This is a genomic window from Pseudomonas brassicacearum (assembly GCF_003732265.1).
In the GTDB taxonomy this organism is placed as follows: Bacteria; Pseudomonadota; Gammaproteobacteria; order Pseudomonadales; family Pseudomonadaceae; genus Aquipseudomonas; species Aquipseudomonas brassicacearum_D.
Genome location: NZ_MOBK01000019.1, coordinates 11,346 through 34,629, shown reverse-complemented (window position 1 = coordinate 34,629; position 23,284 = coordinate 11,346). Strand labels below are relative to the sequence as shown.

The window sequence follows — 23,284 nt, the reverse complement described above, 5'->3', positions numbered from 1 at the left end:
GCTCAGCTTTCCCAACCGGCTTGGTAGAGCTTGCCGTGGGCCTTGTCCAAGGCTGCACGAACGGCCGGCGAGTGCTGGTAAATGTCGACGAACTTGATCAGGCGCGGATCGGTTTTACTCTTCGGCTGGATCACGAACTGGATCACGTATTCCTTGTGGTCGAGGCCGTCGAACAGCAGGGCGGAACCTGCATCAAAGGTCTTCGAAAGACGGATGTAGGCCGGGTAGCCCTGGACCAGATCAGCGTCGTCGTAGGCACGTACCAGTTGTACGGCTTCGACCTGGAGGATTTTGATCTGCTTCGGATTAGCGATGATGTCTTCTTCGGTGGCCTTGTAGCCGACGCCCGGTTTGAGTGTGATCAGGCCAGCCTTGGCCAGCAGTTGCAGACCGCGGCCGCTGTTGATCGGGTCGTTGGCGATGGCCACGCTGGCGCCTTGTGGGAGCTCGTCGAAGCTTTTGTATTTCTTCGAGTAGAGGCCGACGTTGTTGATGATCCCCGGCGCGAACGGCACCAAGTCAAAACCGGCAGCGGCCTTGGCGTTTTCCAGGAACGGGATGTGCTGGAAATAGTTCACGTCGATGTCGCCGGCGGCGAGGCTGACATTCGGGGCGATCCAGTCGCTGAACTCCACCAGCTCGACTTTCAGGCCTTGTTTGGAGGCTTCTTCGACGGCGGCTTCGAGGGGGATGGCGAAGGCGGCGGTGGTGCCGATTTTCAACGGCGCGTCGGCGGCGAATACCGCCGAACTGAACAGGCCGAGGGCCAGGGCCAGTGCTTTGACTGGGTGAGTGAGGTAGTTCTTGGTCATGATGAGGTTTCCAGTCATAAGTTTTTTGGGAACAACAGAGATCGACTGTGGGAGCTGGCCTGCCGGCGATAGCGGTTTGTCAGCCACCACAACTTCAACTGACCCACCGCTATCGCCGGCAGGCCAGCTCCCACAGGGTTCAATGGCGGTAGTTAGAACCGGTGTGTTGCTCAGGCAAATGCGCCCCTTCGTGAAACAACTTCTCCCGCAAGCTGCCGTGGTCATAAGCGGTCTTGTACGACCCTCGGCGTTGCAACTCCGGAATCACCAGCTCAATGAAATCCACATAGCTTTCCGGGGTGACAATCCGTGTCAGGTTGAAGCCGTCCAGGCCGGTTTCGGCTATCCACGATTCCAGTTCATCCGCCACTTGCTCCGGCGATCCCACCACCGTGATGTAGCGGCCACCGAGGGCGTGTTGTTCGAGCAATTTGCGTCGGGTCCAGTCGTTGTTTTGCAGGTTTTTGGTCGCCGACTGGATCGCGTTGCTCTTCACGTACTGGATCGGTTCGTCGATGTCGTATTCGGAAAAATCGATTCCGGTCGACGCCGAAAAATGCGCGACGCCGGCCTCGGCACTCGCGTAGCTCAGGTACTCGGCATGCTTGGCCCAGGCCAGCGCTTCAGTGGCGCCGACAATCACGTTCAGGCCCATGAACACCTTGATGTCCTCAGGATTGCGCCCGGCCTCGACAGCGCTGGCGCGAACCTTGTCCACTTGAACCTTGGTCGACGGTTTGTTCTGGCCGCTGATGAACACGCACTCGGCATGGCGCCCGGCGAACTGCAAACCGCGATCCGAACTGCCAGCCTGGAACAACACCGGCGTGCGTTGCGGTGACGGCTCGCACAGGTGATAACCCTCGACCTGATAGAACTCGCCCTTGTGCTCGACCTTGTGCACTTTCTCCGGTTGCGCGTAGATCCGTTGTTCGCGGTCGTTGAGCACCGCGCCGTTTTCCCAACTGCCTTCCCAGAGTTTGTAGAGCACTTCCAGGTATTCATCGGCCTGGTCGTAACGCTGGTCGTGCTCGACCTGTTCGCTCAGGCCCATGGCCTTGGCGGCGCTGTCGAGGTAGCCGGTGACGATGTTCCAGCCGACCCGGCCACGGCTCAGGTGGTCGAGCGTCGACATGCGCCGGGCGAACAGGTACGGCGGTTCGTAAGTGAGGTTGGCGGTCAGGCCGAAGCCGAGATTTTGGGTCACGGCGGCCATGGCCGACACCAGCAGCAGCGGGTCGTTGACCGGCAGCTGGATCGATTCTTTCAACGGCACATCCACCGAGTTCTGGTAGACGTCGTACACGCCGACGATGTCGGCGATGAACAATCCGTCGAACAGCCCGCGCTCCAGCAGTTGCGCCAGTTCGGTCCAATATTCAATGGTCTTGTACTGCGTGGAATTGTCCCGTGGATGGGTCCACAGACCGTGGTTGATGTGCCCGATGCAGTTCATGTTGAACGCGTTGAGCAGGATTTTCTTTTTGGCGTCGGCCATCAGATGGTCCCTCGTAGCGGAGGGTTTTCATCGTTCAGGTAGTAGTTGCCCACCGCGTGATACTTCCAGCGCACCGGGTCGTGCAAGGTATGCACGCGGGCGTTGCGCCAGTGCCGATCCAGTCCGTGTTCGATCAGGGTGGCCTGGCTGCCGGCCAGTTCGAACAGCGTGCTGCCGGCGGCGAGGGAAATCTCGGTGCTGATGGCCCGGACTTCAGCGACGGCAATCGAGGCGGCGGCGACGGTTTCGGCGTTGGTGTCGGCCTGGGCCTTGTCGAGGAATTCGCCGGAGCGTTCCAGCAGGGCTTCCGTGGCGTGCAGGCGAATGCTCAAGTGCCCGAAACTCTTGATCGTCAGCGGGTCCTCATTGGCTTTTTCATGGGTGGCGTCGATCCATGGCCGGGTATTGGTGCGCACAAAGTGCAGCGCATCTTCATAGGCGGCGCGAGCGATGCCGGTGTCGATGGCGGCGTGAAGGATTTGCGCGAGCGGGCCGACGGTGGTCGGGCGTTCAAAAGCGCTTTGGAACGGGATTACGTCCTCGGCCGCCACATACACGTCTTCGAACACCACCGAACCGCTGCCGGTGGTGCGCTGGCCAAAGCCGCTCCAGTCGTCGATGACGGTCAGGCCTTTGCTATCGCGTGGGACGAAGGCCAGTTGCTGCACGCCGTGTTCATCCACCACCGAGGTCGGGATGCGTTGCGCGTAGATCGCGCCGGTTGCGTAGAACTTGCGACCGCTGATGCGATAGCCGTCACCGTCGCGCTTGAGGCTGGTGACGCGGTCATGAGCGGTTTTGGTGCCGAGTTCGGCGAGCGCATTGCCGAAGCGCTGGCCGGCCAAGACTTCGGCGTACAGGCGCTGTTTCTGCGCAGGGCTGCCGTTCACGCGCAGCACTTCGAGGGCGTAAAAATGGTTCTGCGGAATTTGCCCAAGCGAGCCGTCAGCCTGGGCTATCAACGCGATCACCTTGGCCAGCGTCACGTTGGACACACCGGCCCCGCCGTACTCCTTGGGCACGCTGATGCCCCACAGGCCCGAGCGGGAAAACACTTCGAGTTCCGGGTACGGTAAACGGCGTTCGCGGTCGCGCAGCGCACTGTCGCGTTTGAAGTCGTCGGCCAGATCACTGGCGACGACCAAGGCTTGCTCATCGCTGGTTATGACCGCGACGTGGTGGGAATAAGTCATGTGTTTCTCCAGAGATCTGGTCAAAAGGGTACGGGTCGTCAGATCCAGGAATGCCGCGCCGGCAGCGTGCCGTTGAGGTGATAAGTGCCGACGGCGTAATACTTCCAGCGCACCGGGTCGTGCAGCGTGTGCACGCGGGCGTTGCGCCAATGGCGGTCGAGGTTGAATTCGGCGAGGGTGGCGCGGCTGCCGGCCAGCTCGAAGAGCTTTTCACTGGCCAGCAGCGAGATCTCGGTGGTCAGCACTTTGGCTTCAGCCACGGCAATCGAGGCGCGGGCCGCAGACTCGGCGGTGACGGGGGCGGCGTTGACCTGATCGAGTACTTGCCCGGCCTTGCGCAGCAGCGCTTCGGCGGCGTGCAATTCGATTTTCAACTTGCCGATATCCGCAATCACATACAGGTCATCGCTGGCCCGTTCGACCTTGGCGTCGATCCATGGACGCGCGCGGGTTTTCACGAACTCGATGGCGTCATCGATGGCGCCTCGGGCGATCCCCGCGTCGATGGCGGCTTGAATCAGTTGCGACACGGCGCCCTGGAGGTTCGGCTTGTCGTTGATCTTCCAGTTGTCCACGACGAGATCGGCATCGACCCGCACGTTGTTGAGCAAAATGGTGCCGCTGGCGGTGGTGCGCTGACCGAAGCCCGACCAGTCATCAACGATGCGCAGCCCCGGCGTACCGCGACGGACGAAGGCCAGCACCTGCTTGCCGTCGTCGTTCAACGCCTTGACCGCAACCCAGTGGGCGAACAGTGCGCCCGTGGAGTAAAACTTCTGGCCATTGAGGACAAAGCCGTCACCGTCGGCGGTGATGCGCGCCTTGAGTTCCAATGTGTTTTTCGTACCGCGTTCAGGCCCGGCATTGCCGATGCGCCAACCGTCGAGCACGCTTTTGAACAGCTGTTTTTTCTGCGCTTCAGTGGCGCTACCCAACACCAGGTTGAGAATGCCGAACTGGTTCTGCGGGATCTGCCCCAAGGCCGGGTCTGCCGCGGAAATGATCGCGAACACCTCGGCAACGGTGACGAAAGAAACCTGTGGTCCACCGTACTCACGGGGGATGGCAATGCTGCCTAAACCGCTGCGGGTGAACTGTTCAATTTCCGACCAGGGCAACTTGCGCTGGCGGTCGCGTTTGGCCGCATGCAGGCGAGCAACTTGCGCCAGTTCATGGGCGGCCTTGATGGCTTGTGCGTCGTTGCGCAAGACTTGCGCGGGCAACAACAGGGGGGCGATGTCCAGATCACTCTGAACGATTGCATCTGCCAGACTGGACATCAGTGCCGCTCCTTGGCTGCACGCAATGCCCTGGCGATCTGCACTGGGGTGATTGTGTTCCGGACCATACCTACCTCACATCTCATGGGATCGTCGCGTGGTGACGACGAATAAAATCAAGAATGTCCGGTGGTCCGGTGCATATACCCTAAGCGTGTATAAAAAATTAATAAACTAACTTTTAGGAATATACATAGAAGGGTGTTCCAGAGAGGTCACCGCAATCCCTGTGGCGAGGGAGCTTCTGTGGCGAGGGGGCTTGTCCCCGTTCGGCTGCGTAGCAGTCGCCTTAACGGAAAAATCGCAGTGACTGGTTTCGGGGCGCTGCGCACCCCAACGGGGGCAAGCCCCCTCACCACAAAAGCCCCCTTGTGCCACAAGATGGGTCTTTATTTTTTACGCGGCTCAGCCGCCATCAACATCTCCTTCGGCCGCGCCTTCAGATAGGGATTGGCGCAGCCAATCTTCAACCAGCGCGGCGGCGCCCAACGCGAGTTGTTGCCCACGCGGTCGAGGATGCAATAGGTCACTTCCAGTCGCAGGTCTTCGCCGGCTTCGAGAATGATTGCCGGCGGCACCCAGACCTGAATCGGCTGGCCCACTTCGTCTGCCCTGAGCCGGGGCAGGTCCATGCGCACATCGCCCCAGCGCAAGGTGATTTCGTCGTCGACGGCCATGTTCAGATAAGGCTCGATGGTCAGCGGTACGCCACGCTTGATCTGGTTCGGATTGACCCCTTGGCGGCGAATGGTTTCGGGGAGGCCCACCGGCGCCAGGCTTTGGTTTTCGTCGCCAGAATGGGCCGGTAGTGGGCCACCGGGGCAATCCAGCTTGATCTGGACCCGCGTCGCCGGTGACAACGCGGGCCCTTGCCCCACCTGCATGACCTTGTAATGAATGCGTGCGCTGCCATTGGCAATGAAGCTTTCCGGCACGCGCAGGCCAATCACCTCACCGACATCGTCGGCGCCGAGCACGCGGGATGCGACGTAGCAGTTGTCCCAGAACAGTTCGATCAGGTCGCCTGCGTCCATGCCGGGGTAGGGCGCCACGTCGATCATGAGATGAGTCGCCGCGATCAGGTTGACCCCGGCCTTGTGCGATTGCGCCAGGGTCGGGGCCGCAAGTTCGGGTGTGTTCGAAGTGCTTGTCATGGTTTTTCTCCTTGAAGCCTTGCAGCGAAGTTCCGTTTCTGAAAGTTCAAAGGCGCGCATTACCCGGCAACAAATCGGCTTCTTACTTGAAAGTTTAATCAAGCCGAAGTGCAAAGGTTGACGCCTGTTGGCGACTAGATAAGAGTGCGCTTGAATAGGTGTCAATAGAGTTGGCTAGTTAAGTGTTGGATCTCCTGTTATTCAGAATAATCCTACGTGCTGAAGTTAATAAGCTACGGTGCGCTGTCGAACATGGCCACAATTTTAACCGCACAATCACGCGGGTGGTGGCTTAGGCGTCGCTCGATGCCGACCGCCAGGTTTAGCAAATTTTAGGCGAGAAAGATCTGTTGCAGGACATATATATGTACCGCACAAAACATTTGATCAGTTATTTAAGATGTAAGTGAGGAGAGTAGGTGGGAAGGAATTTTGCCGGCGGGGTAGTTGTCACTTCCATCCATGGAAGTTAACAAGTAGTGAAGCGATATTTCAGTGGGTGTTGTTCAGAAACTTGCTGAGGAACTGTTTTGTCCGATCTTCTTTCGGGTTGGCAAACAACGCTTTTGCTTCGCCTTGTTCAACGATTACACCCTTGTCGAAAAACACCACGCGATTGGCCACGTCCCGGGCAAAACCCATTTCATGAGTGACGATGACCATGGTGCGCTTCTCCTCGGCGAGGCTGCGGATGGTCGCCAACACTTCACCGACCAGTTCCGGATCGAGCGCCGAGGTCGGCTCATCGAACAGGATCACTTCCGGCTCCATCGCCAGCGCCCGGGCAATCGCCACGCGCTGTTGCTGACCACCGGACAGGCGTCGCGGGTAAGCATCTTCCTTGCCCGCCAGGCCAACCCTGGCCAATAGTTTTTTACCCAGGGCAACGGCTTCGGCGTGCGGGATCTTCTTTACGATGATCGGGCCTTCGATGACGTTTTCCAGAGCGGTGCGGTGCGGGAACAGGTTGAAGTTCTGGAACACGAAGCCGACGTGTTGGCGCAGGCGTCGTACCAGACCTTGCTGCTGGTTCAGCGGGCGGCTGCCATCGATCTCGATGTCGCCGACCTTGATCCGGCCGCTGGTGGGCTCTTCCAGAAAATTCAGGCACCGCAGGAACGTGGTCTTGCCCGAGCCGCTGGGCCCGATGATCGCCACGACCTCGCCTTCCTTCACTTCAAGATCGATGCCGTTGAGCACGACTTGACCCTTGAACTGCTTTGTCAGTTTTTCCACGACAATCATGGGGTCAGGACTCCTGGTCGTGCCGATTGACCCGCGCTTCCAACGTGTTCTGCAGGTGCGACAGCACCGTGGCCAGAATCCAGTAGATCAGCGCGGCGGCAAGATACATGGTGAAGACTTCGAAAGTCCGGGCGGTAATCAGTTGGGCCTGACGGAACAGCTCCGGCACCTGAATGGTGGCGGCCAGCGCCGTGTCCTTGACCAGCGAAATGAAGCTGTTGCCCAGCGGCGGCAAGGCCGTGCGCATCGCTTGCGGCAGGATAGCCCGGCGCAGGGTTTGCGCGCGGGTCATGCCAATACTGGCGGCAGCTTCCCACTGGCCGCGCTCAATGGAACTGATCGCGGCGCGGAGGATTTCGCAGGCGTAGGCCGCCATGTTCAGCGAGAAGCCGATCAGGGCCGCCGGCAGCGGATCAAGTTCGATACCCAGTTGCGGCAAGCCGTAATAGATCACGAACAGTTGCACCAGCAACGGCGTGCCGCGAAAGAACGACACGTAGATGCGGGCGATCCAGCTCACCAGCTTGAAACGCGACAGGCGCATCAGCGCCAGGCCGAAACCCATTACCAGGCCGAAGAACATCCCGCCGAGGCTGAGGATCACTGTGAAGTACGCGCCCTTGAGCAGAAAGGGCGCGGAATCCAGTGCGAGTTGGAAAGCTTCTTCCATTATTTGGTGACGTCAGCTTGGAAGTATTTTTCCGAGATCTTGGCCAGGGTGCCATCGGCACGCAGTTCGTCGAGGGCCTTGTTCACGGCTGCCAGCAGTTCTGGCTCACCTTTGCGCAGGGCAATACCGGCCTCCTGACGGGAGAACGCTTGACCGGCAGCAACGGTTTTCGGTGCTTTCTTGGCGTATTCAAGCGCAGCCAGGCGGTCGATCAGGATGGCGTCGGTACGGCCATTGTTAAGGTCGGCGAACTTGGTCGGATCATCGTCGTAGGTGCGCACGTCAGCACCCGGCACGTTGGCGCGGACCCACTGTTCGTAGTTGGTGCCCAGGCCTACACCGACTTTCTTGCCGGACAGGTCAGCGGCGGTCTTGATGTTCAGCGCGGCTTCCTTGTCCTTCAGCACCAGCGCCTGAATCCCGGAGATGGTGTACGGTTCGGAGAAGTCATACTTCTTCTTGCGCTCGTCGGAGATGGTTACCTGATTGACCACTACGTCCAGGCGCTTGGATTCCAGAGCAGCAAGAATGCCGTCCCACTTGGTTGGCTGAATCTTGGCTTTGACGCCCAGTTTTTTAGCCAGTGCTTCGGAGAGCTCGACTTCGAAGCCGGCCAGTTTGCCGTCGGCGTCAACGAAACTGAACGGTGGATAAGTACCTTCCAGGCCGACGTTGATCACGCCAGCGTCCTTGATTTTTTGCAGTTGCTCACCGGCAACGGCCTGGCCCAGCAAACCGGCGCTCAGCGCCAGGCCCAGCGAACCAACCAGCAGGTTTCGACGTAGTGCGGAAAAATTCATGACAAGCCCCTGTGTTTTCTTATGGAAGACGCTTTAGGAATGTTGGCAAATCCGGGATTTGGACGACTGCGATATCCTGCCCTAAAGCAGCATATGCGTCTCGCTGCAAATTCGCCTGCGGCGCGACTATATGATGATGCCTATAGATTGGAAAATACTAAATATTGATCTAGTTATTCTTTAAGTGCATATGCGGCGAGTGTGATCCCCTGTGGCGAGGGAGCTTGCTCCCGCAGGGGAGCGAAGCGCCCCCAAAACCTGCACCGCGGTGCTTCAGATGAATTGCGGTGAATCGGTTTACGACTGCTGCGCAGCCGAGCGGGAGCAAGCTCCCTCGCCACAAAAGCGTCATCCCGTCAGCGAGTCTATGTAGGCAAACAACGCCGGTGCCCCACCGGTGTGCAGGAAAATAATCGGCCCCTCATCGAAGCGACCGCGGCCAATCCCGTCCAGCAACCCGGCCATGGCCTTGCCGGTATACACCGGGTCCAGCAGCAAGCCTTCCTGACTCGCCAGCAGCTTCACTGCTGACAGTGTTCCAGCATTCGGCTCACCATAGCGCGGCCCGAAATATTCGTCCCACAGTTCAATTTTGAAACTCGCTGGCAACTGCACGCCGAGCAGTTCGGCCGTACGTTCGGCGAGGCCCTGGACTTTCGGTCGCTGGTCTACATCACTACGGGAAACCGTGACGCCAATGACTGGCAAATCCGGCAGTGCTTCACTCAGCGCCAACGCCAGACCGCTGTGGGTGCCGGCACTGCCCGAGGCGAGGACTACGGCGGCGAAATTCAAACCGGTGTCCTTGATTTGCTCGGCCAACTCCAGCCCGGCGCGCACATAACCCAACGCGCCCAGCGCATTCGAACCACCAATCGGCACCAGGTACGGCTTCTTGCCGTTGTTGCGCAAGCGATCGGCCAGGGCCTGCAATTGCTCGTCGGCGTTGTCGAGGTTTTCCACCAGTTCGACCTTGGCATCGAACAGGTCCAGCAACAGGCGATTGCCATTGCCGAGATAGTTGGCGTCGTCGGTGCCCAAAGGGTTTTCCAGCAGCGCAACGCAACCCAGCCCCAGTTTGGCGGCAATGGCCGCGGTCTGGCGCACGTGGTTGGACTGCAGCGCACCCGCGGTGATGAGCGTGTCGGCGCCTTGTGCCAGTGCATCGGCGGCGAGGTATTCGAGCTTGCGCAGTTTGTTGCCGCCCATGGCCAGTGGCGTCAGGTCATCGCGCTTGACGTACACATCGCGCCCCAGCCAGGTCGACAAGCGTTCAAGTTTTTCCAGGGCAGTGGGGTGGCCGAGTAAATCGAGACGGTTAAAGCGAGCAAGCTGTTGTTTGATCATGGGTCCGTACTGGCGGAGAAAGATGACAGGACTATAGGCACGCCCATTTGCCTGGGCAACCGCCAATCGCTTATAGCCAAATATTCTGAGCTCTGCACAATTGGTTCTTAATTCGGCCTCAAGACCATGCCGTAAAGTAAACGCCGTCAGTGCGGCCAGACAGTCCGGCCGTCCGTGAGGAGTTTTAACCGTGAGCGAGCGTTCCAGTCATTGGCAACTGCAGACCATCGTCAGCCAACTGCGCACGGCGCGTTCGCAGTGGCGCGCACAAAATGGCCGTGCCAGCACCGAGCAGGGCGGGCGCGAATTGCCTTCGCGGGCGGCCATGGCAGAGATTCTTGAAGCGCTCTGCGGGGCGTTGTTCCCGATGCGCCTGGGGCCGGTGGATTTACGCGAAGAGAGTGAAGACTTCTACGTCGGCCATACCCTCGATGTGGCGCTCAATGCGTTGCTGGCCCAGGCACGACTCGAATTGCACTATGCCGCTCGCCACAGCCAGCAGGCGGAGGCCGACATCGAGGCGAAAACCATTCAGATCATTCAGGACTTCGCGCTCGCCTTGCCGGGACTGCGCAGTTTGCTGGACAGCGATGTGCTGGCGGCCTATCACGGCGACCCGGCGGCGCGCAGTGTCGACGAAGTATTGCTTTGCTACCCGGGTATTCTGGCGGTGATTCACCATCGCCTGGCGCACCATTTGTACCGCGCCGGGCTGCCGTTGCTGGCGCGGATCAGCTCGGAAATCGCCCACTCGGCCACCGGTATCGACATTCACCCTGGCGCGCAGATCGGTCGCAGCTTCTTCATCGATCACGGGACGGGCGTGGTGATCGGCGAGACCGCGATTATCGGTGAGCGGGTGCGGATTTATCAGGCGGTCACGCTGGGTGCCAAACGCTTCCCGTCCGATGAAGACGGTCAGTTGCAGAAGGGCCATCCGCGCCATCCGATTGTTGAGGATGATGTGGTGATCTACGCCGGGGCGACGATTCTGGGGCGGATCACCATTGGCAAGGGTTCGACCATTGGCGGCAATGTGTGGCTGACCCGCAGCGTGCCGGCGGGGTGCAACCTGACGCAGGCGAATTTGCAGCATGATGATGGGACGCAGAAGTAGGCCTTTGAATCTCCGTTGACTGCTCTGGCCTCTTCGCGAGCAGGCTCGCTCCCACAGGGTTATTTTGGTGTTCACATGGGTGTGGACTGACACAAAACCCCTGTAGGAGTGAGCCTGCTCGCGATTGGTTTCAAGTGAACCGGGATAATCGAATTCAGCTAAATCTCAACTGAACGAATCCTCAAAACCCCGCGTCATACCCATCCTTAAGCTAGCTTACAAGCACGACCGCCGAGCCCAGGGATTAGTCCTTAGCCCCCTATTCATGTTTAACTTGAACGTTCATTCAAGTTAAATCGGCGGTTCGCTGCCCGCTCACAACAGGAGGCTTGCCTTTGCTGAGTCTGATTTCTACAGCCACGTTTTACCCCTTCAAGGTGCACGTTTCATGAGTGCATCGTCCATCCCACCCAGCGGCCTGGTCCGCATGAATCCGCCGGTGTTCTACTTTTCGGCGAGTTTTATTCTGCTCTTCGGCATTGTCGTTATCGCCATGCCCGAGCAAGCCGGTGCCTGGTTGCTGGCGGCGCAAAACTGGGCGGCCAATACGGTCGGCTGGTACTACATGCTCGCGATGACTCTGTATCTGGTCTTCGTGGTGGTCACCGCCTTGTCCGGCTACGGCAAGATCAAGCTCGGTGCCGACCACGACGAACCCGAATTCAGTTACCTGTCCTGGGCCGGCATGCTGTTCGCCGCCGGGATCAGCATCACGCTGTTTTTCTTTTGCGTGTCCGAACCGCTGACCCACCTGGCGCAACCGCCTCAAGGCACGGCTGGTACGCCGGAGGCTGCGCGTCAGGCAATGCAGATTCTGTTTCTGCACTGGGGCCTGCACGGTTGGGGCGTGTTCGCTTTTGTCGGCATGGCGCTGGCCTATTTCGCTTACCGTCACAACTTGCCGCTGGCCCTGCGTTCGGCGCTGTATCCGCTGATCGGCAAGCGCATCAACGGTCCCATCGGTTACGCGGTGGACGGCTTCGGCATTATCGCCACGGTGTTCGGCCTCGGTGCCGACATGGGCTTCGGTGTGCTGCACCTCAACTCCGGGCTGGATTACCTGTTCGGCATCGCCCATACCCAGTGGATTCAGGTTGGCTTGATCACGCTGATGATGGGCGCGGCGATCATCGTCGCGGTGTCCGGCGTCGATAAAGGCGTGCGGGTGATGTCCGACATCAACATGTTGCTGGCCTGCGCGCTGCTGCTGTTCGTGTTGTTCGCCGGCCCCACGCAGCACCTGTTGAACACGCTGATCCAGAACATCGGCGACTACCTCGGCGCCTTGCCGATGAAGAGTTTTGACCTGTACGCCTACGACAAACCCAGCGACTGGCTGGGCGGCTGGACGGTGTTTTATTGGGCCTGGTGGATCGCATGGTCGCCGTTCGTGGGCTTGTTCATTGCGCGGATTTCCCGTGGCCGGACCATCCGCGAATTCGTCTTCGGCGTGTTGCTGATCCCGCTCGGCTTCACCCTGGCGTGGATGTCGATCTTCGGCAACAGCGCCATCGATCAAGTGCTCAACCACGGCATGAGTGCGCTGGGTATGTCGGCCATCGACAACCCGTCGATGACTCTTTACCTGCTGCTGGAAACCTACCCGTGGAGCAAAACGGTGATCGCCGTGACGGTGTTCATCAGCTTCGTGTTCTTCGTCACCTCGGCCGACTCCGGCACGGTGGTGTTGTCGACGTTGTCCGCCAAGGGCGGCAACCCGGATGAAGACGGGCCGAAATGGCTGCGGGTGTTCTGGGGCGCGATGACCGCGCTGGTGACCAGTGCGCTGTTGTTCTCTGGCAGCATCGATGCGTTGAAGTCGGCGGTGGTGCTGACCTCGCTGCCGTTCTCGCTGATCCTGCTGTTGATGATGTGGGGGTTGCACAAGGCGTTCTACCTGGAGTCCCAGAAGCAGATCGCGCAACTGCATTCCCTGGCGCCGGTGGCCGGCTCACGACGCGGTGGCTGGCGTCAGCGCCTGAGTCAGGCGGTGCACTTCCCATCCCGAGATGAGGTTTATCGTTTTCTCGATACCACGGTGCGCCCGGCAATCGAGGAAGTGTCGGCGGTGTTCGTCGAGAAGGGTTTGAACGTGATCACCCAACCGGACCCGGTCAACGACAGCGTCAGCCTGGAAATCGGTCACGGTGAAGAGCATCCGTTCATTTATCAGGTACAGATGCGCGGTTACTTCACGCCATCCTTTGCCCGTGGCGGCATGGGCTCCAAGCAGCTCAACAACCGTCGTTACTACCGGGCAGAGGTGCATTTGAGCGAGGGCAGTCAGGATTACGATCTGGTGGGTTACACCAAGGATCAGATCATCAACGACATCCTTGACCAGTACGAACGGCATCTGCAGTTTTTGCATTTGGTTCGTGAGTAACGCGGGGCCTGTTTCAGGCCTCGGCGCTCAACACCATGAACAGCACCAGCGCCGCCACCGGCACACTGAACACCACCGTGCCGATCCCCAGCTCAGAGCTCAAGGACTGGCCGGCAGTGACCACGCCGATGGCGCCGTTGATCACGGTCAGTGCCAGCCACAGGATCACGAAGCAGTAGGTCAGGGTCTGGCGGCTGAAGCCGACTTTCTCGCCGATGAACAGCATCATGGCGAGGAGGGCCAGGCCGAAGGCGATGATGATGGCTGTGTGCATGGTGAGGTCCATCCTTCAGATTTTTGTTGCCTGTTAAGCAGCCTTCGCGAGCAGGCTCGCTCCCACATTAGACCTCGATCTCATGTGGGAGCGAGCCTGCTCGCGAAAGGGTCACTATGGTCTCGGATTGAGCATATTTAAACCAACCCACCATTGGCGCGCAAAATCTGCCCGTTGACCCAGGCCGAATCCGGGCCCACCAGAAACGACACCACCCGAGCAATATCCTCCGGCTGACCTAGCCGTTCCAGCGGAGGCATCTTCGCGAAATTCTGAATCTGTTCCTCGCTCTTGCCGTGCAAAAACAGCTCGGTGGCCACCGGCCCCGGCGCTACCGCATTCACGGTGATGTTGCGCCCACGCATTTCCTTGGCAAACACCTGGGTCAACGATTCCACCGCCGCTTTGCTGGCGATGTACACCGCGTAACCCGGCAAGTTAAGGCCAACGGTGCTGCTGGAGAAATTGACGATCCGCCCACCGCTGTTCAATCGCGTCGCCGCTTCACGCAAGGTGTTGAACGTGCCGCGTGCGTGAATGTTGAAAGTCTGTTCGAACAACTCATCGGTGTGTTGCGCCAGCGGCAACACCTTGAGGATGCCGGCGTTGTTGACCAGCACATCGACTTTTCCCAGTTGTGATTCGGTCTCGTCGAACATCCGGCGCACGTCGTCGGCATTGGCCACGTCAGCCTTGATCGCTATGGCTTGATGGCCGGCCTGACGCAACTCCACCACCAGGGCCGACGCTTCAGTGGCGCTGCTGGCGTAATTGATGGCGACGGCGAACCCGTCGCTGGCCAATTGTCGGGCGATCACAGCGCCGATGCCACGCGACGCGCCGGTGACGATGGCAACTTTCTGAGTAGTCATGGTGTTGATTCCTGATGAGAGGGCTCGGTGTGAAGCCAGATTCACATGTTTACTCAGGTCGATAAATGCACGAGAGTTGCCTTGACTGTTCAATAATCGCCAACAATCGGAGGCCGTATGGATCAAGTCAAAGCGATGAAGGTGTTCGTGCGCATCTACGAGCGCAGCAGCTTCACCTTGGCGGCCGACGACCTGAACCTGCCGCGCGCCACGTTGACCCACACCTTGAACCAGTTCGAAGCCTGGCTCGGCACGCGGTTGCTGGAGCGTAGTACGCGCAAGGTGCGTCCGACGCTGGACGGCGAGGCGTATTACCTGCGCTGCGTGCAACTGCTGGCGGAACTGGAAGAGGCCGAACTGGCCTTTCGTGGCTGCGCACCGAAAGGCCGATTGCGCGTTGACCTGCACGGCACGCTGGCGAAAAGTTTTGTGATCCCCGCCTTGCCGCAGTTCATGGAACGCTATCCGCAGATCGAACTGTCCATCAGCGAGTCCGACCGCTTTGTCGACTTGATCGCCGAAGGCGTCGACTGTGTACTGCGCGCGGGCACGTTGAGTGATTCGGCCCTGATCGGAAAACGCATCGCCAACCTGCGCCAGATTACCTGCGCCAGCCCCGCCTATTTGCGCAAATACGGCGAACCGAAAACCCTCGATGACCTCAAGCATCACCGCGCGGTGAACTACGTTTCGCGCACCACCGCCAAGTTGTTTCCGTTCGAATTCATGGTGAATGGCGAACTGAAGGAAGTCGTCATCGACGGCGCGCTGTCAGTGTTCGGCGCGCAAATCTACGCCGCCTCGGCGATCGCCGGGCTAGGGCTGATCCAGTGCCCGCATTACCGGATGGAAACCCAGATTGCCCAAGGGCTGGTGCAAGAAGTCCTCACCGACACGCCACCCCCGCCAATGCCGGTATCGGTGTTGTATCCGCACAACCGGCACATGTCACCACGGGTTCGGGTGTTTGTGGATTGGTTGGGGGAGGTGTTTGCGGGGGTGGGGTAGCCGGTGGTCTACGGCCACTCTTACCGGCTTGCATTCCGCTAATATTTATCAGAGTGTGTATCGTGTGTATAAGGCCTGCGGTCATCGCGTAATGTGCTCGGCAGATGCTGCCCACAAGGACGAAGGTGATGCGAAGTCGGGAAATGATCAGGATGATTGAGGAGGATGGTTGGTATCTGGTGGCCGTAAAAGGCAGCCACCATCAGTACAAACATTTGTATAAGCCAGGCAGGGTAACGATCAAGCACCCTGATTCGGATCTTCCAAAAGGGACGATCAACAGCATATTGAAACAGGCGGGTCTGAAATGAGGCCTGACATCGGAAACGGGAGCCTCGAAGAGGCCACATCACAGGAAGGATTCACCGAAATGAAATTCCCGGTCGTTCTGCACAAGGATGCCGACTCAGAATACGGAGTGATTATCCCGGACGTGCCGGGTTGTTTCTCCGCGGGCGCTACGGTGGCGCAGGCATTTGAAAACGTGAAGGAGGCGTTGGCGTTGCATTATGAAGGCCTGGTCGCCGATGGTGATCCATTGCCTCAAGTGCGAGAGATTGATGCTCATCTGGATAACCCCGATTACGCGGGCGGAGTGTGGGGAGTGGTCGAGTTCGATATCACGCCGTACTTCGGCAAGTCAGTGCGCTTCAATGCCACGCTTCCGGAGCAGTTGCTTGAGCGTATCGACCAGACGGTCAGGCGAGATCAGCGGTACAGCTCAAGATCCGGGTTTTTAGCGGCTGCCGCGTTGCGTGAGTTGTCGGCATAAAGTGGGTCAGATTAAAAATCTGTGAAACGTTTCAGCATTTTCTCGCGTCGGAGGTTTATCGGCGTTTGTCTGGGCGTATGCTGGGCAACTTGCGACGCAGTCGATACCACATTCAAGACCGACAAGAGAGGATTCGATGACCTACACCGCTGCCGAAAACCGCTACGATTCCATTCCTTACCGCCGCGTAGGTCGCAGCGGTCTGGTGCTGCCGGCGCTGTCCCTGGGCTTGTGGCACAACTTCGGTGACAGCACGCCAATCGATACCCAGCGCGCGTTGTTGCGCACGGCGTTCGACCTGGGCATCAACCACTTCGACCTGGCCAACAACTATGGCCCGCCGTACGGCAGCGCCGAGATCAACTTCGGTCGTTTGCTGCGTGAAGACTTCAAGCAGCATCGCGACGAGCTGATCATCTCCAGCAAGGCTGGCTGGGACATGTGGCCTGGCCCTTACGGGCAGGGCGGTGGCTCGCGCAAATACGTACTGGCCAGCCTGGATCAGAGCCTGCAGCGCCTGGGTCTGGACTACGTGGACATTTTCTATTCCCACCGCTTCGACCCGGACACCCCACTGGAAGAAACCGCCAGCGCACTGGCCACCGCCGTACAGCAAGGCAAGGCGTTGTACATCGGGATCTCGTCGTATTCCGGGGCGAAAACCCGTGAGATGGCGGCGCTGTTGAAAGAGTGGAAAGTGCCGCTGCTGATTCATCAGCCGGCTTACAACCTGCTCAATCGTTGGGTGGAAAAAGACCTGCTGGACGTCACCGACGAACTCGGCACTGGCGTGATTGCGTTCACGCCGTTGGCGCAGGGGTTGCTGACCGATAAATACCTCAACGGCATTCCGAAGGATGCGCGGGTCAATCGTCCGGGCGGTGGTTCGTTGCAGTCCTCGCACCTGTCTGAGGCCAACATTGCGCATGTGCGTGGGCTCAATGAAATTGCCAAGCGCCGTGGGCAGAGTCTGGCGCAACTGGCGTTGGCCTGGACGCTGCGCGATCCGCGGGTGACCTCGGCGCTGATCGGTGCGAGTCGGCCGGAGCAGATCATCGAGAACGTCGGGGCGTTGAAGAATTTGAGCTTCAGCGCTGAAGAGTTGGCGGAGATTGACCGGTTTGCCCAGGAAGGCGGGATTAATCTTTGGGAAAAGCCTTCGACGGCTGAATAAGCGTTTGGCGCTGGATTATTTGGCGCCTGTTACATCGCCTTCGCGAGCAAGCCCGCTCCCACATTTGACCGAGTTGCCCAGAACGAACGCGGTCAAATGTGGGAGCGGGCTTGCTCGCGAAGGGGCCATATCAATCACCGTGGAGTTCAGGAATTACCGGAAAAACGGCACATCCCCCAACACCGTCGCCCGCTGCATCACCCGCCGCGCCGGCCGGTAGTCATCCACCGCGTAATGCTGGGTCACGCGGTTATCCCAAAACGCCACGTCATCCTTCTGCCAGCGCCAGCGAATGGTGAATTCCGGCCGCGTCGCATGGGCAAACAACAACTTCAAAATCGCTTCGCTCTCGGTGTCCGACAGCTCATTGATCTTCGACGTGAAGCCTTCGTTGACGAACAGCGAGCGGCGTCCGCTCACCGGGTGGGTGCGAATCACCGGGTGCGACAGCGGCGGATTCTTGCGCCGCGCTTCCTCCCACTGGGCCAGCGCTTCGGGCGTATTGCCATAACGCTCCAGCGGAAACGAACGGGTGAAATCGTGAGTCGCCGTCAGCCCTTCGAGCAGGCTTTTCATCGGCGCCGACAACGCTTCATACGCGGCAATCCCGCTGGCCCACAACGTGTCGCCACCAAACTCCGGCAGCAGCTTGGCGCTGAGCACCGCGCCCATGGCCGGGGTCGGCAGGAAGGTCACGTCGGTGTGCCAGATTGCGTTGTCACGCACGTCGGTGATGGCGGTGTCGAGGATCAGCACTTCCGGTTGTTCCGGTACGTTCGGGTAGATCGGGTGAATGTGCAGATCGCCGAAGTTGGCGGCGAACCGTGCTTGCTGTTGCGGGGTGATCGGCTGGTCGCGGAAGAACAGCACTTGATGCTTGAGCAGCGCTTGTTCGATGGCGTTGCGTTGCTCCGGAGGCAGCGGCTGGCTGATGTCGACGCCGCTGATCTGTGCGCCGAGGGCGGAGCTGAGGGGGACGATGTTCAACTGGCTCATGGTGGGTCTCTTCAATCCGGGATGCCGAGCTTTTGTAGGAGTGAGCCTGCTCGCGATAGCGCAGTGTCAGGCGACATCGCTGTGGCTGATACACCGCCATCGCGAGCAGGCTCACTCCTACAGGGGTTTGCACATGATAATTTTTCAGTGAGCCTGGCCATGCCACGGCACCAGTTTGCGTTGCAAGGCGCGCAGGCCCATTTCCATGGCGAAGGCAATCAGCGCAATCACCAGAATCCCCAGCACCACCACATCGGTGACCAGGAACTGCGCGGCCGACTGCACCATGAAGCCCAACCCGCTGGTGGCGGCAATCAATTCGGCGGCGACCAGTGTCGACCAACCCACACCCAGGCCAATGCGCACACCGGTCAAGATGTCCGGCAAGGCACTCGGCAGAATCACATGACGAATCAACTGCGCCCGGGTCGCGCCCAGCGACTGCGCCGCGCGTAATTTGGCCGGGTCAACGGTGCGCACACCGGTGGCGGTGGCGATGGCAATCGGGGCGAAAATCGCCAGGTAGATCAGCAACACTTTCGACAGCTCACCAATGCCGCACCAGATCACGATCAGCGGCAGATAGGCCAGTGGAGGAATTGGGCGGTAGAACTCGATCAGCGGATCAAGAATGCCGCGAGCGATTCGGTTGTGACCGATGGCGATGCCGACCGGCACTGCCGTCAACACGGCAAAGCCCAGGCCCAGGCCGATTCGGCTGAGGCTCGCGCCCAAGTGCTGCCACAACGTTGAATCCATGTAACCGGTGGTCACCAGCAGCCAGCCTTTTTGCAACACGGCGGACGGCGGCGGCAGGAACAGCGGTTCGATCATTCCAGTCGCGGTGACGGCCCACCAGATAGCAACGAGGGCGACCAGCGTCAGTACGCTGATCCAGCGTGTGCTCAAACGGCGACGAACCGGAATCACATTCGAACTGGATTTCACCGCGATGGCCGGAATTTGATAGCTGCTCATGCGCGCTCCTGCCGCGTGGCGGCGCTGCGTTGGGAGAACACTTTGGCGAGCACGTGTTCGCGGGTTTCGATAAAGCGTGGGTCGGACTTGATCGCTCGGGCGGATTCACCGGCGGCGTAACGCTGACCGAAATCCAGGCTCAGGCGCTCGACGATTTGCCCAGGATTGGGCGCGAGCAGAATCAGGTCGGTGGCGAGGAACACGGCCTCTTCAATGTCATGGGTAATCAGGAATACGGGTTTGGCGGTGCGCTGCCAGACTTGCAGCAGCAACTCTTGCATCTGTTCGCGGGTGAACGCGTCGAGGGCGCCGAAGGGCTCGTCCATGAGCAAGACACGAGGATCGGCGGCCAGTGCGCGGGCGAGGCCGACGCGTTGCTTCTGGCCGCCCGAGAGCTGCCAGATGCGACGGTTTTCGAAACCGGTGAGGTCGACCAGCGCGAGCATTTCCCGAGCGCGGATTTCGCGTTTTTCCCGGGAAACACCGGCCAGTTCAAGACCGAATCCGACGTTGGCCAACACATCCTGCCAAGGCAGTAAGGCGTCGTCCTGAAACACCACGCCGCGCTCGGCGCTCGGGCCCTTGACCGGCACGCCGTCGAGGGTGATGCGCCCGGCGCTGGGTTCGACAAAACCGGCAATCAGGTTCAACAGCGAAGTCTTGCCACTGCCGGACGGGCCGAGGGCGACCAGCAATTGCTGGGGCCCAAGGCTCAGGGAAATATCCGCCAGTACCGGTTCCGGGCTGCCGGGGTACTGTGCGCTGATGCGCTCCAGCTGTAGCAAGGCCATCGCAGTGAACTCCCGATCAGTTGGTGATGAACTTGGCGCTGACGTACGGCGCGTAGTCCGGCAGCACGGCTTCGACCTTGCCTTGTTCCTTGAGGAACGTGGCGGTGTCGGTGATGGCCTTGGTGGTCGGCGCGCCGAGGGTGATTACCTGGTCAGCCGCCAGCGGGTAGACGTTGCCTTGCAGCAGCAGCGGAATATCGCTGGCCTTGGCACCGGAGAGTTTCACCAGTTTGTCGACGTTGGATTGATTGGCGAGCCAGGCTTTCGGGTCTTTGCGGTAATCGGCGTAGGCGTCCAGGGTCACTTTGGCGAACGCGGTGACGATTTCCGGGTGCTTCTCGGCGAAGTCTTTGCGCACGATCCAGGCATCGAAGGTCGGTGCACCGAACTTGGCCAGCTCACCCGAGGTGATCAGCACTTTGCCGTTTTCCTTGGCCACGCCGAGGGCTGGGTCCCAGACGTAGGTGGCGTCGATGTCACCGCGTTTCCACGCGGCAATGATCGCTGGCGGCGCGAGGTTGAGCACGGTGACTTTCGACGGGTCGATGTTCCAGTGCTTCAGCGCAGCCAACAGGCTGTAGTGACCGGTAGACACGAAGGGCACGGCGATTTTCTTGCCGATCAGGTCCTGCGGGGTTTTGATTCCGGAACCGTCGCGAGCGACCAACGCTTCGGCGGCACCGATCTGGGTGGCGATGAGGAAGGTTTCGACCGGGACTTTGCGGGTGATCGCAGCGGTCAGGGGGCTGGAACCGAGGTAACCGATCTGCACGTCGCCGGAGGCAATGGCGGCGATGATGTCGGCGCCGTTGTCGAATTTGCGCCAGTCGATCTTGGCGTTGGTGGCTTTTTCGTAAGCGCCGTCGGCCTGGGCAACTTTCGCCGGGTCCACGGTGGTCTGGTAGGCGACGGTGACGTCAGCCGCCTGGGCAAAGAAGCTCGCTGCAGCCAGAGAGGCGGCCGCCAGGAGGCGAAGAGGGAAATGCAGTTTCATTGGGAAGCTCCTTGTCAGGCGACCGAGAGTCGGCGTGAAAGGAGACTAAATGATCTAAGAATACGAAAATAAATAACTTTTTCGAATGAGCTTATGTGTGGATAACTCTAAAGGCGACCGCTTCGCGGTCATCGCGAGCAGGCTCGCTCCTACAGGGATTGGCGGTGAATCCACAATTGTGTGAACGCCGCTAAACCCTGAGGGAGTGAGCCTGCTCGCGATAAGGTCCGCAGGACCTTCCGGGGTCAGTTACTGATCGCCAGAATACTCGCCTGATACGACCCGACAAACACATCGAAATCGCCGACTTCGTTCTGCTCCAGCTCAACCTGAGCCGCCAGCGACGAACGCGCCAGGGTTTCAAATTTCGCTTGGTCTTCACCACTCAACGGCTCGCTGCGGAAAAATTCCGCATGCGCCCGGCTCTGACGCAGAGAGAACTGAGCAAAGCTCTCCTTGTGCTCGGCCATCGCCGCCAGCACTTGGGCGGAAGGCGTCAGGGACGGATCCCGGACCTTGGCCAACTGCGTATCCAGCGCCTTGCTGTGTGCATCGCCACCATGGCTCTGATCCAGCATCGCCGCCAACGGAGCAATCTGCTCCAGCAACTCGCTGGCCCACTCCTTGAGGTCTACCGGCTGCCCGTCGCGGTGCAATTGCAGGCCCGGACGGCGACCTTCCTTGACCACGCTGAGGAAGTTCGAGGTGGCGTTGCTGCAGGATGTATTGGTCAATAGCGGGCTGTCGTTGAGGGCGCAATACAGCAGGAAGGCGTCGAGGAAACGCGACTCGGTGAGGTCGATGCCCATCGGCAGGAACGGGTTGATGTCCAGGCAACGCACTTCAACGTACTGAATGCCACGGGCCACCAGCGCCTGAATCGGCCGTTCGCCGGTGTAGGTCACGCGTTTCGGGCGGATGTTGGAGTAGTACTCGTTTTCGATCTGCAGGATGTTGGTGTTGAGCTGAACCCACTCACCGTCCTTGTGCGTGCCGACTTCAACGTATGGCGCATACGGCGTGGCGACCGCTTTGCGCAGGCTGTCGGTGTAGCTCGACAGGTCGTTGTAGCACGGCGTCAGACCGGCCTGGGCGTTGCTCTGGTAACCCAGGTCGCTCATGCGCAGGCTGGTGGCGTACGGCAGGTACAAGGTGTCCGGGTCCAGTTGTTCCAACTGGTGCGAGCGACCGCGCAGGAAGCCGGCGTCCAGCGCGGGCGAGGCACCGAACAGGTACATCAGCAGCCAGCTATAGCGGCGGAAGTTACGGATCAGCGCGATGTAGGCCGACGACTGATAGTCGCGGTCGGTGCCGACAAAGCCTTCCGACGCCTTGAGCAGCGGCCAGAGCTTTTCCGGCAGGGAAAAGTTGTAGTGGATCCCGGCGATGCACTGCATGGTCTTGCCGTAGCGCAGGGCCAGGCCCTTGCGGTAGACGTATTTGAGCTGACCGATGTTGGACGTGCCGTAATAGGCGATCGGGATGTCTTCCTCGGCCGGCAACGGGCACGGCATCGAGGGGCTCCACAGAAACTCGTTGCCGAGCTTGCTGTAGGCAAAGCGATGGATCTTGTCCAGGCTCGCCAGCGTATCCGCCGGGTCGGGCAGGGCGGGCGTGATGAACTCCAGCAGCGACTCGGAATAGTCGGTGGTGATTTGTTCGTTGGTCAGCGCGGAACCCAATTCTTCCGGGTGCGGCGTTTGCGCCAGGCGACCTTCGCCGGTCACGCGCAGGCATTCACGTTCGATGCCGTGAAGGCACTGTTCGAGCAGAGAGAGGTTAGCGCGCTCGCCAAGCAGGGCCAGGCGGCGGTTGAGAAGTTCGCTCAAGTTGGATTCCTTCACGCGTCAGTCGCCCCAATATGGGGGTGGGCAAGACGGTCTACAAGGGTGAAGTTAAAACTGGCGTTTTCGCCTGGTTTTT

General features: G+C 59.7%; 22 protein-coding genes. 6 read left to right on the top strand and 16 right to left on the bottom strand.

From position 1 onward, the window contains the following. Positions 1–2: 2 nt before the first annotated feature. The 9 genes from BK660_RS29485 to BK660_RS29440 all read right to left on the bottom strand — a co-directional run bounded on the left by BK660_RS29485 (position 3) and on the right by BK660_RS29440 (position 9,999). Positions 3–812: a MetQ/NlpA family ABC transporter substrate-binding protein gene (locus BK660_RS29485; RefSeq protein ID WP_123436335.1), complete on the bottom strand. Its 810-nt coding sequence runs from the start codon at positions 810–812 to the stop codon at positions 3–5. A gap of 139 nt (positions 813–951) precedes the next feature. After that, positions 952–2,310, bottom strand: coding sequence for an LLM class flavin-dependent oxidoreductase (locus tag BK660_RS29480; RefSeq protein ID WP_123436334.1), 1,359 nt, complete (start codon positions 2,308–2,310; stop codon positions 952–954). Next, positions 2,310–3,503 carry an SfnB family sulfur acquisition oxidoreductase gene (locus tag BK660_RS29475; protein WP_123436333.1) on the bottom strand — a complete coding sequence of 398 codons (1,194 nt, stop codon included), beginning with the start codon at positions 3,501–3,503 and terminating at the stop codon, positions 2,310–2,312. The genes BK660_RS29480 and BK660_RS29475 overlap by 1 nt, the downstream gene beginning before the upstream one ends. Before the next feature lie 38 nt (positions 3,504–3,541). Next, complete coding sequence (locus BK660_RS29470; RefSeq protein ID WP_123436332.1) at positions 3,542–4,783, bottom strand: SfnB family sulfur acquisition oxidoreductase; 1,242 nt, start codon at positions 4,781–4,783, stop codon at positions 3,542–3,544. A 389-nt stretch (positions 4,784–5,172) separates the two neighbouring features. Further along, positions 5,173–5,937, bottom strand: coding sequence for a hypothetical protein (locus BK660_RS29465; RefSeq protein ID WP_123436331.1), 765 nt, complete (start codon positions 5,935–5,937; stop codon positions 5,173–5,175). Positions 5,938–6,429: 492 nt separating this feature from the next. Next, positions 6,430–7,182 (bottom strand): L-cystine ABC transporter ATP-binding protein TcyN, encoded by a 753-nt coding sequence (gene tcyN / locus BK660_RS29460; RefSeq protein ID WP_123436330.1) that lies wholly within the window; start codon positions 7,180–7,182, stop codon positions 6,430–6,432. Between the two features lie 4 nt (positions 7,183–7,186). Then, entirely contained in the window at positions 7,187–7,852 is a 666-nt protein-coding gene (gene tcyL, locus BK660_RS29455) for a cystine ABC transporter permease (RefSeq protein ID WP_032833441.1), read from the bottom strand. Next, positions 7,852–8,652 (bottom strand): cystine ABC transporter substrate-binding protein, encoded by an 801-nt coding sequence (tcyJ, locus tag BK660_RS29450; protein ID WP_123436329.1) that lies wholly within the window; start codon positions 8,650–8,652, stop codon positions 7,852–7,854. The genes tcyL and tcyJ overlap by 1 nt, the downstream gene beginning before the upstream one ends. 348 nt (positions 8,653–9,000) lie before the next feature. Continuing rightward, positions 9,001–9,999: a D-cysteine desulfhydrase gene (locus BK660_RS29440; RefSeq protein ID WP_123436327.1), complete on the bottom strand. Its 999-nt coding sequence runs from the start codon at positions 9,997–9,999 to the stop codon at positions 9,001–9,003. Positions 10,000–10,189: 190 nt separating this feature from the next. Here BK660_RS29440 and epsC point away from each other — a divergent pair, with 190 nt between their 5' ends. Both epsC and betT read left to right on the top strand, forming a co-directional pair. After that, the gene (epsC, locus tag BK660_RS29435) at positions 10,190–11,116 is read left to right on the top strand and encodes a serine O-acetyltransferase EpsC (protein ID WP_027922246.1); all 927 of its coding nucleotides are present in this window, start codon (positions 10,190–10,192) and stop codon (positions 11,114–11,116) included. A 427-nt stretch (positions 11,117–11,543) separates the two neighbouring features. Then, on the top strand, positions 11,544–13,502 hold the full coding sequence (gene betT, locus BK660_RS29430) for a choline transporter BetT (protein WP_185045242.1): 1,959 nt from the start codon (positions 11,544–11,546) through the stop codon (positions 13,500–13,502). Between the two features lie 13 nt (positions 13,503–13,515). Here betT and BK660_RS29425 read toward each other — a convergent pair whose 3' ends face one another. Then, positions 13,516–13,776: a hypothetical protein gene (locus tag BK660_RS29425; RefSeq protein ID WP_123436325.1), complete on the bottom strand. Its 261-nt coding sequence runs from the start codon at positions 13,774–13,776 to the stop codon at positions 13,516–13,518. 137 nt (positions 13,777–13,913) lie between these two features. Next, a complete protein-coding gene (locus BK660_RS29420) occupies positions 13,914–14,648 on the bottom strand; it encodes an SDR family oxidoreductase (RefSeq protein ID WP_123436324.1) in 735 nt (244 codons plus the stop codon). Positions 14,649–14,765: 117 nt separating this feature from the next. On the opposite strand from BK660_RS29420, the gene BK660_RS29415 reads away from it, so the two are divergent. From BK660_RS29415 to mgrA, 4 genes are all read left to right on the top strand, one after another. Continuing rightward, positions 14,766–15,656, top strand: a complete 891-nt coding sequence (locus tag BK660_RS29415) for a LysR family transcriptional regulator (RefSeq protein ID WP_123436323.1) — start codon at positions 14,766–14,768, stop codon at positions 15,654–15,656. Between the two features lie 128 nt (positions 15,657–15,784). After that, positions 15,785–15,967 (top strand): type II toxin-antitoxin system HicA family toxin, encoded by a 183-nt coding sequence (locus BK660_RS29410; protein ID WP_123436322.1) that lies wholly within the window; start codon positions 15,785–15,787, stop codon positions 15,965–15,967. After that, positions 15,964–16,428 carry a type II toxin-antitoxin system HicB family antitoxin gene (locus BK660_RS29405; RefSeq protein WP_185045240.1) on the top strand — a complete coding sequence of 155 codons (465 nt, stop codon included), beginning with the start codon at positions 15,964–15,966 and terminating at the stop codon, positions 16,426–16,428. Before BK660_RS29410 ends, BK660_RS29405 begins: the two co-directional genes overlap by 4 nt. A 136-nt stretch (positions 16,429–16,564) precedes the next feature. After that, entirely contained in the window at positions 16,565–17,602 is a 1,038-nt protein-coding gene (gene mgrA / locus BK660_RS29400) for an L-glyceraldehyde 3-phosphate reductase (protein WP_123436321.1), read from the top strand. A 153-nt stretch (positions 17,603–17,755) separates the two neighbouring features. On the opposite strand, the gene tauD is transcribed toward mgrA, so the two are convergent. The 5 genes from tauD to gshA form a co-directional block, all read right to left on the bottom strand. Continuing rightward, positions 17,756–18,598, bottom strand: a complete 843-nt coding sequence (gene tauD / locus BK660_RS29395; protein WP_123436320.1) for a taurine dioxygenase — start codon at positions 18,596–18,598, stop codon at positions 17,756–17,758. A 144-nt stretch (positions 18,599–18,742) separates the two neighbouring features. Continuing rightward, positions 18,743–19,576 carry a taurine ABC transporter permease TauC gene (gene tauC / locus BK660_RS29390; RefSeq protein ID WP_123436319.1) on the bottom strand — a complete coding sequence of 278 codons (834 nt, stop codon included), beginning with the start codon at positions 19,574–19,576 and terminating at the stop codon, positions 18,743–18,745. Beyond that, positions 19,573–20,367, bottom strand: a complete 795-nt coding sequence (gene tauB / locus BK660_RS29385) for a taurine ABC transporter ATP-binding subunit (RefSeq protein WP_123436318.1) — start codon at positions 20,365–20,367, stop codon at positions 19,573–19,575. The genes tauC and tauB overlap by 4 nt, the downstream gene beginning before the upstream one ends. A gap of 16 nt (positions 20,368–20,383) precedes the next feature. Then, positions 20,384–21,361, bottom strand: coding sequence for a taurine ABC transporter substrate-binding protein (gene tauA / locus BK660_RS29380; protein WP_123436317.1), 978 nt, complete (start codon positions 21,359–21,361; stop codon positions 20,384–20,386). 245 nt (positions 21,362–21,606) lie between these two features. Continuing rightward, positions 21,607–23,190 (bottom strand): glutamate--cysteine ligase, encoded by a 1,584-nt coding sequence (gshA, locus tag BK660_RS29375; protein WP_123436316.1) that lies wholly within the window; start codon positions 23,188–23,190, stop codon positions 21,607–21,609. Between the last annotated feature and the right edge of the window lie 94 nt (positions 23,191–23,284).

What these genes read in the sequence shown, in the direction of transcription:
- betT (WP_185045242.1), top strand. Translation starts at nt 11,544, where the DNA reads ATGAATCCGCCGGTGTTCTACTTTTCGGCGAGTTTTATTCTGCTCTTC.
- BK660_RS29480 (WP_123436334.1), bottom strand. Translation starts at nt 2,310, where the DNA reads ATGGCCGACGCCAAAAAGAAAATCCTGCTCAACGCGTTCAACATGAAC.
- BK660_RS29410 (WP_123436322.1), top strand. Translation starts at nt 15,785, where the DNA reads ATGCGAAGTCGGGAAATGATCAGGATGATTGAGGAGGATGGTTGGTAT.
- tcyL (WP_032833441.1), bottom strand. Translation starts at nt 7,852, where the DNA reads ATGGAAGAAGCTTTCCAACTCGCACTGGATTCCGCGCCCTTTCTGCTC.
- tcyJ (WP_123436329.1), bottom strand. Translation starts at nt 8,652, where the DNA reads ATGAATTTTTCCGCACTACGTCGAAACCTGCTGGTTGGTTCGCTGGGC.
- BK660_RS29415 (WP_123436323.1), top strand. Translation starts at nt 14,766, where the DNA reads ATGGATCAAGTCAAAGCGATGAAGGTGTTCGTGCGCATCTACGAGCGC.
- BK660_RS29420 (WP_123436324.1), bottom strand. Translation starts at nt 14,648, where the DNA reads ATGACTACTCAGAAAGTTGCCATCGTCACCGGCGCGTCGCGTGGCATC.
- tauB (WP_123436318.1), bottom strand. Translation starts at nt 20,367, where the DNA reads ATGGCCTTGCTACAGCTGGAGCGCATCAGCGCACAGTACCCCGGCAGC.
- BK660_RS29405 (WP_185045240.1), top strand. Translation starts at nt 15,964, where the DNA reads ATGAGGCCTGACATCGGAAACGGGAGCCTCGAAGAGGCCACATCACAG.
- BK660_RS29475 (WP_123436333.1), bottom strand. Translation starts at nt 3,503, where the DNA reads ATGACTTATTCCCACCACGTCGCGGTCATAACCAGCGATGAGCAAGCC.
- tauC (WP_123436319.1), bottom strand. Translation starts at nt 19,576, where the DNA reads ATGAGCAGCTATCAAATTCCGGCCATCGCGGTGAAATCCAGTTCGAAT.
- BK660_RS29465 (WP_123436331.1), bottom strand. Translation starts at nt 5,937, where the DNA reads ATGACAAGCACTTCGAACACACCCGAACTTGCGGCCCCGACCCTGGCG.
- BK660_RS29470 (WP_123436332.1), bottom strand. Translation starts at nt 4,783, where the DNA reads ATGTCCAGTCTGGCAGATGCAATCGTTCAGAGTGATCTGGACATCGCC.
- BK660_RS29425 (WP_123436325.1), bottom strand. Translation starts at nt 13,776, where the DNA reads ATGCACACAGCCATCATCATCGCCTTCGGCCTGGCCCTCCTCGCCATG.
- tauA (WP_123436317.1), bottom strand. Translation starts at nt 21,361, where the DNA reads ATGAAACTGCATTTCCCTCTTCGCCTCCTGGCGGCCGCCTCTCTGGCT.
- BK660_RS29485 (WP_123436335.1), bottom strand. Translation starts at nt 812, where the DNA reads ATGACCAAGAACTACCTCACTCACCCAGTCAAAGCACTGGCCCTGGCC.
- tauD (WP_123436320.1), bottom strand. Translation starts at nt 18,598, where the DNA reads ATGAGCCAGTTGAACATCGTCCCCCTCAGCTCCGCCCTCGGCGCACAG.
- tcyN (WP_123436330.1), bottom strand. Translation starts at nt 7,182, where the DNA reads ATGATTGTCGTGGAAAAACTGACAAAGCAGTTCAAGGGTCAAGTCGTG.
- BK660_RS29440 (WP_123436327.1), bottom strand. Translation starts at nt 9,999, where the DNA reads ATGATCAAACAACAGCTTGCTCGCTTTAACCGTCTCGATTTACTCGGC.
- mgrA (WP_123436321.1), top strand. Translation starts at nt 16,565, where the DNA reads ATGACCTACACCGCTGCCGAAAACCGCTACGATTCCATTCCTTACCGC.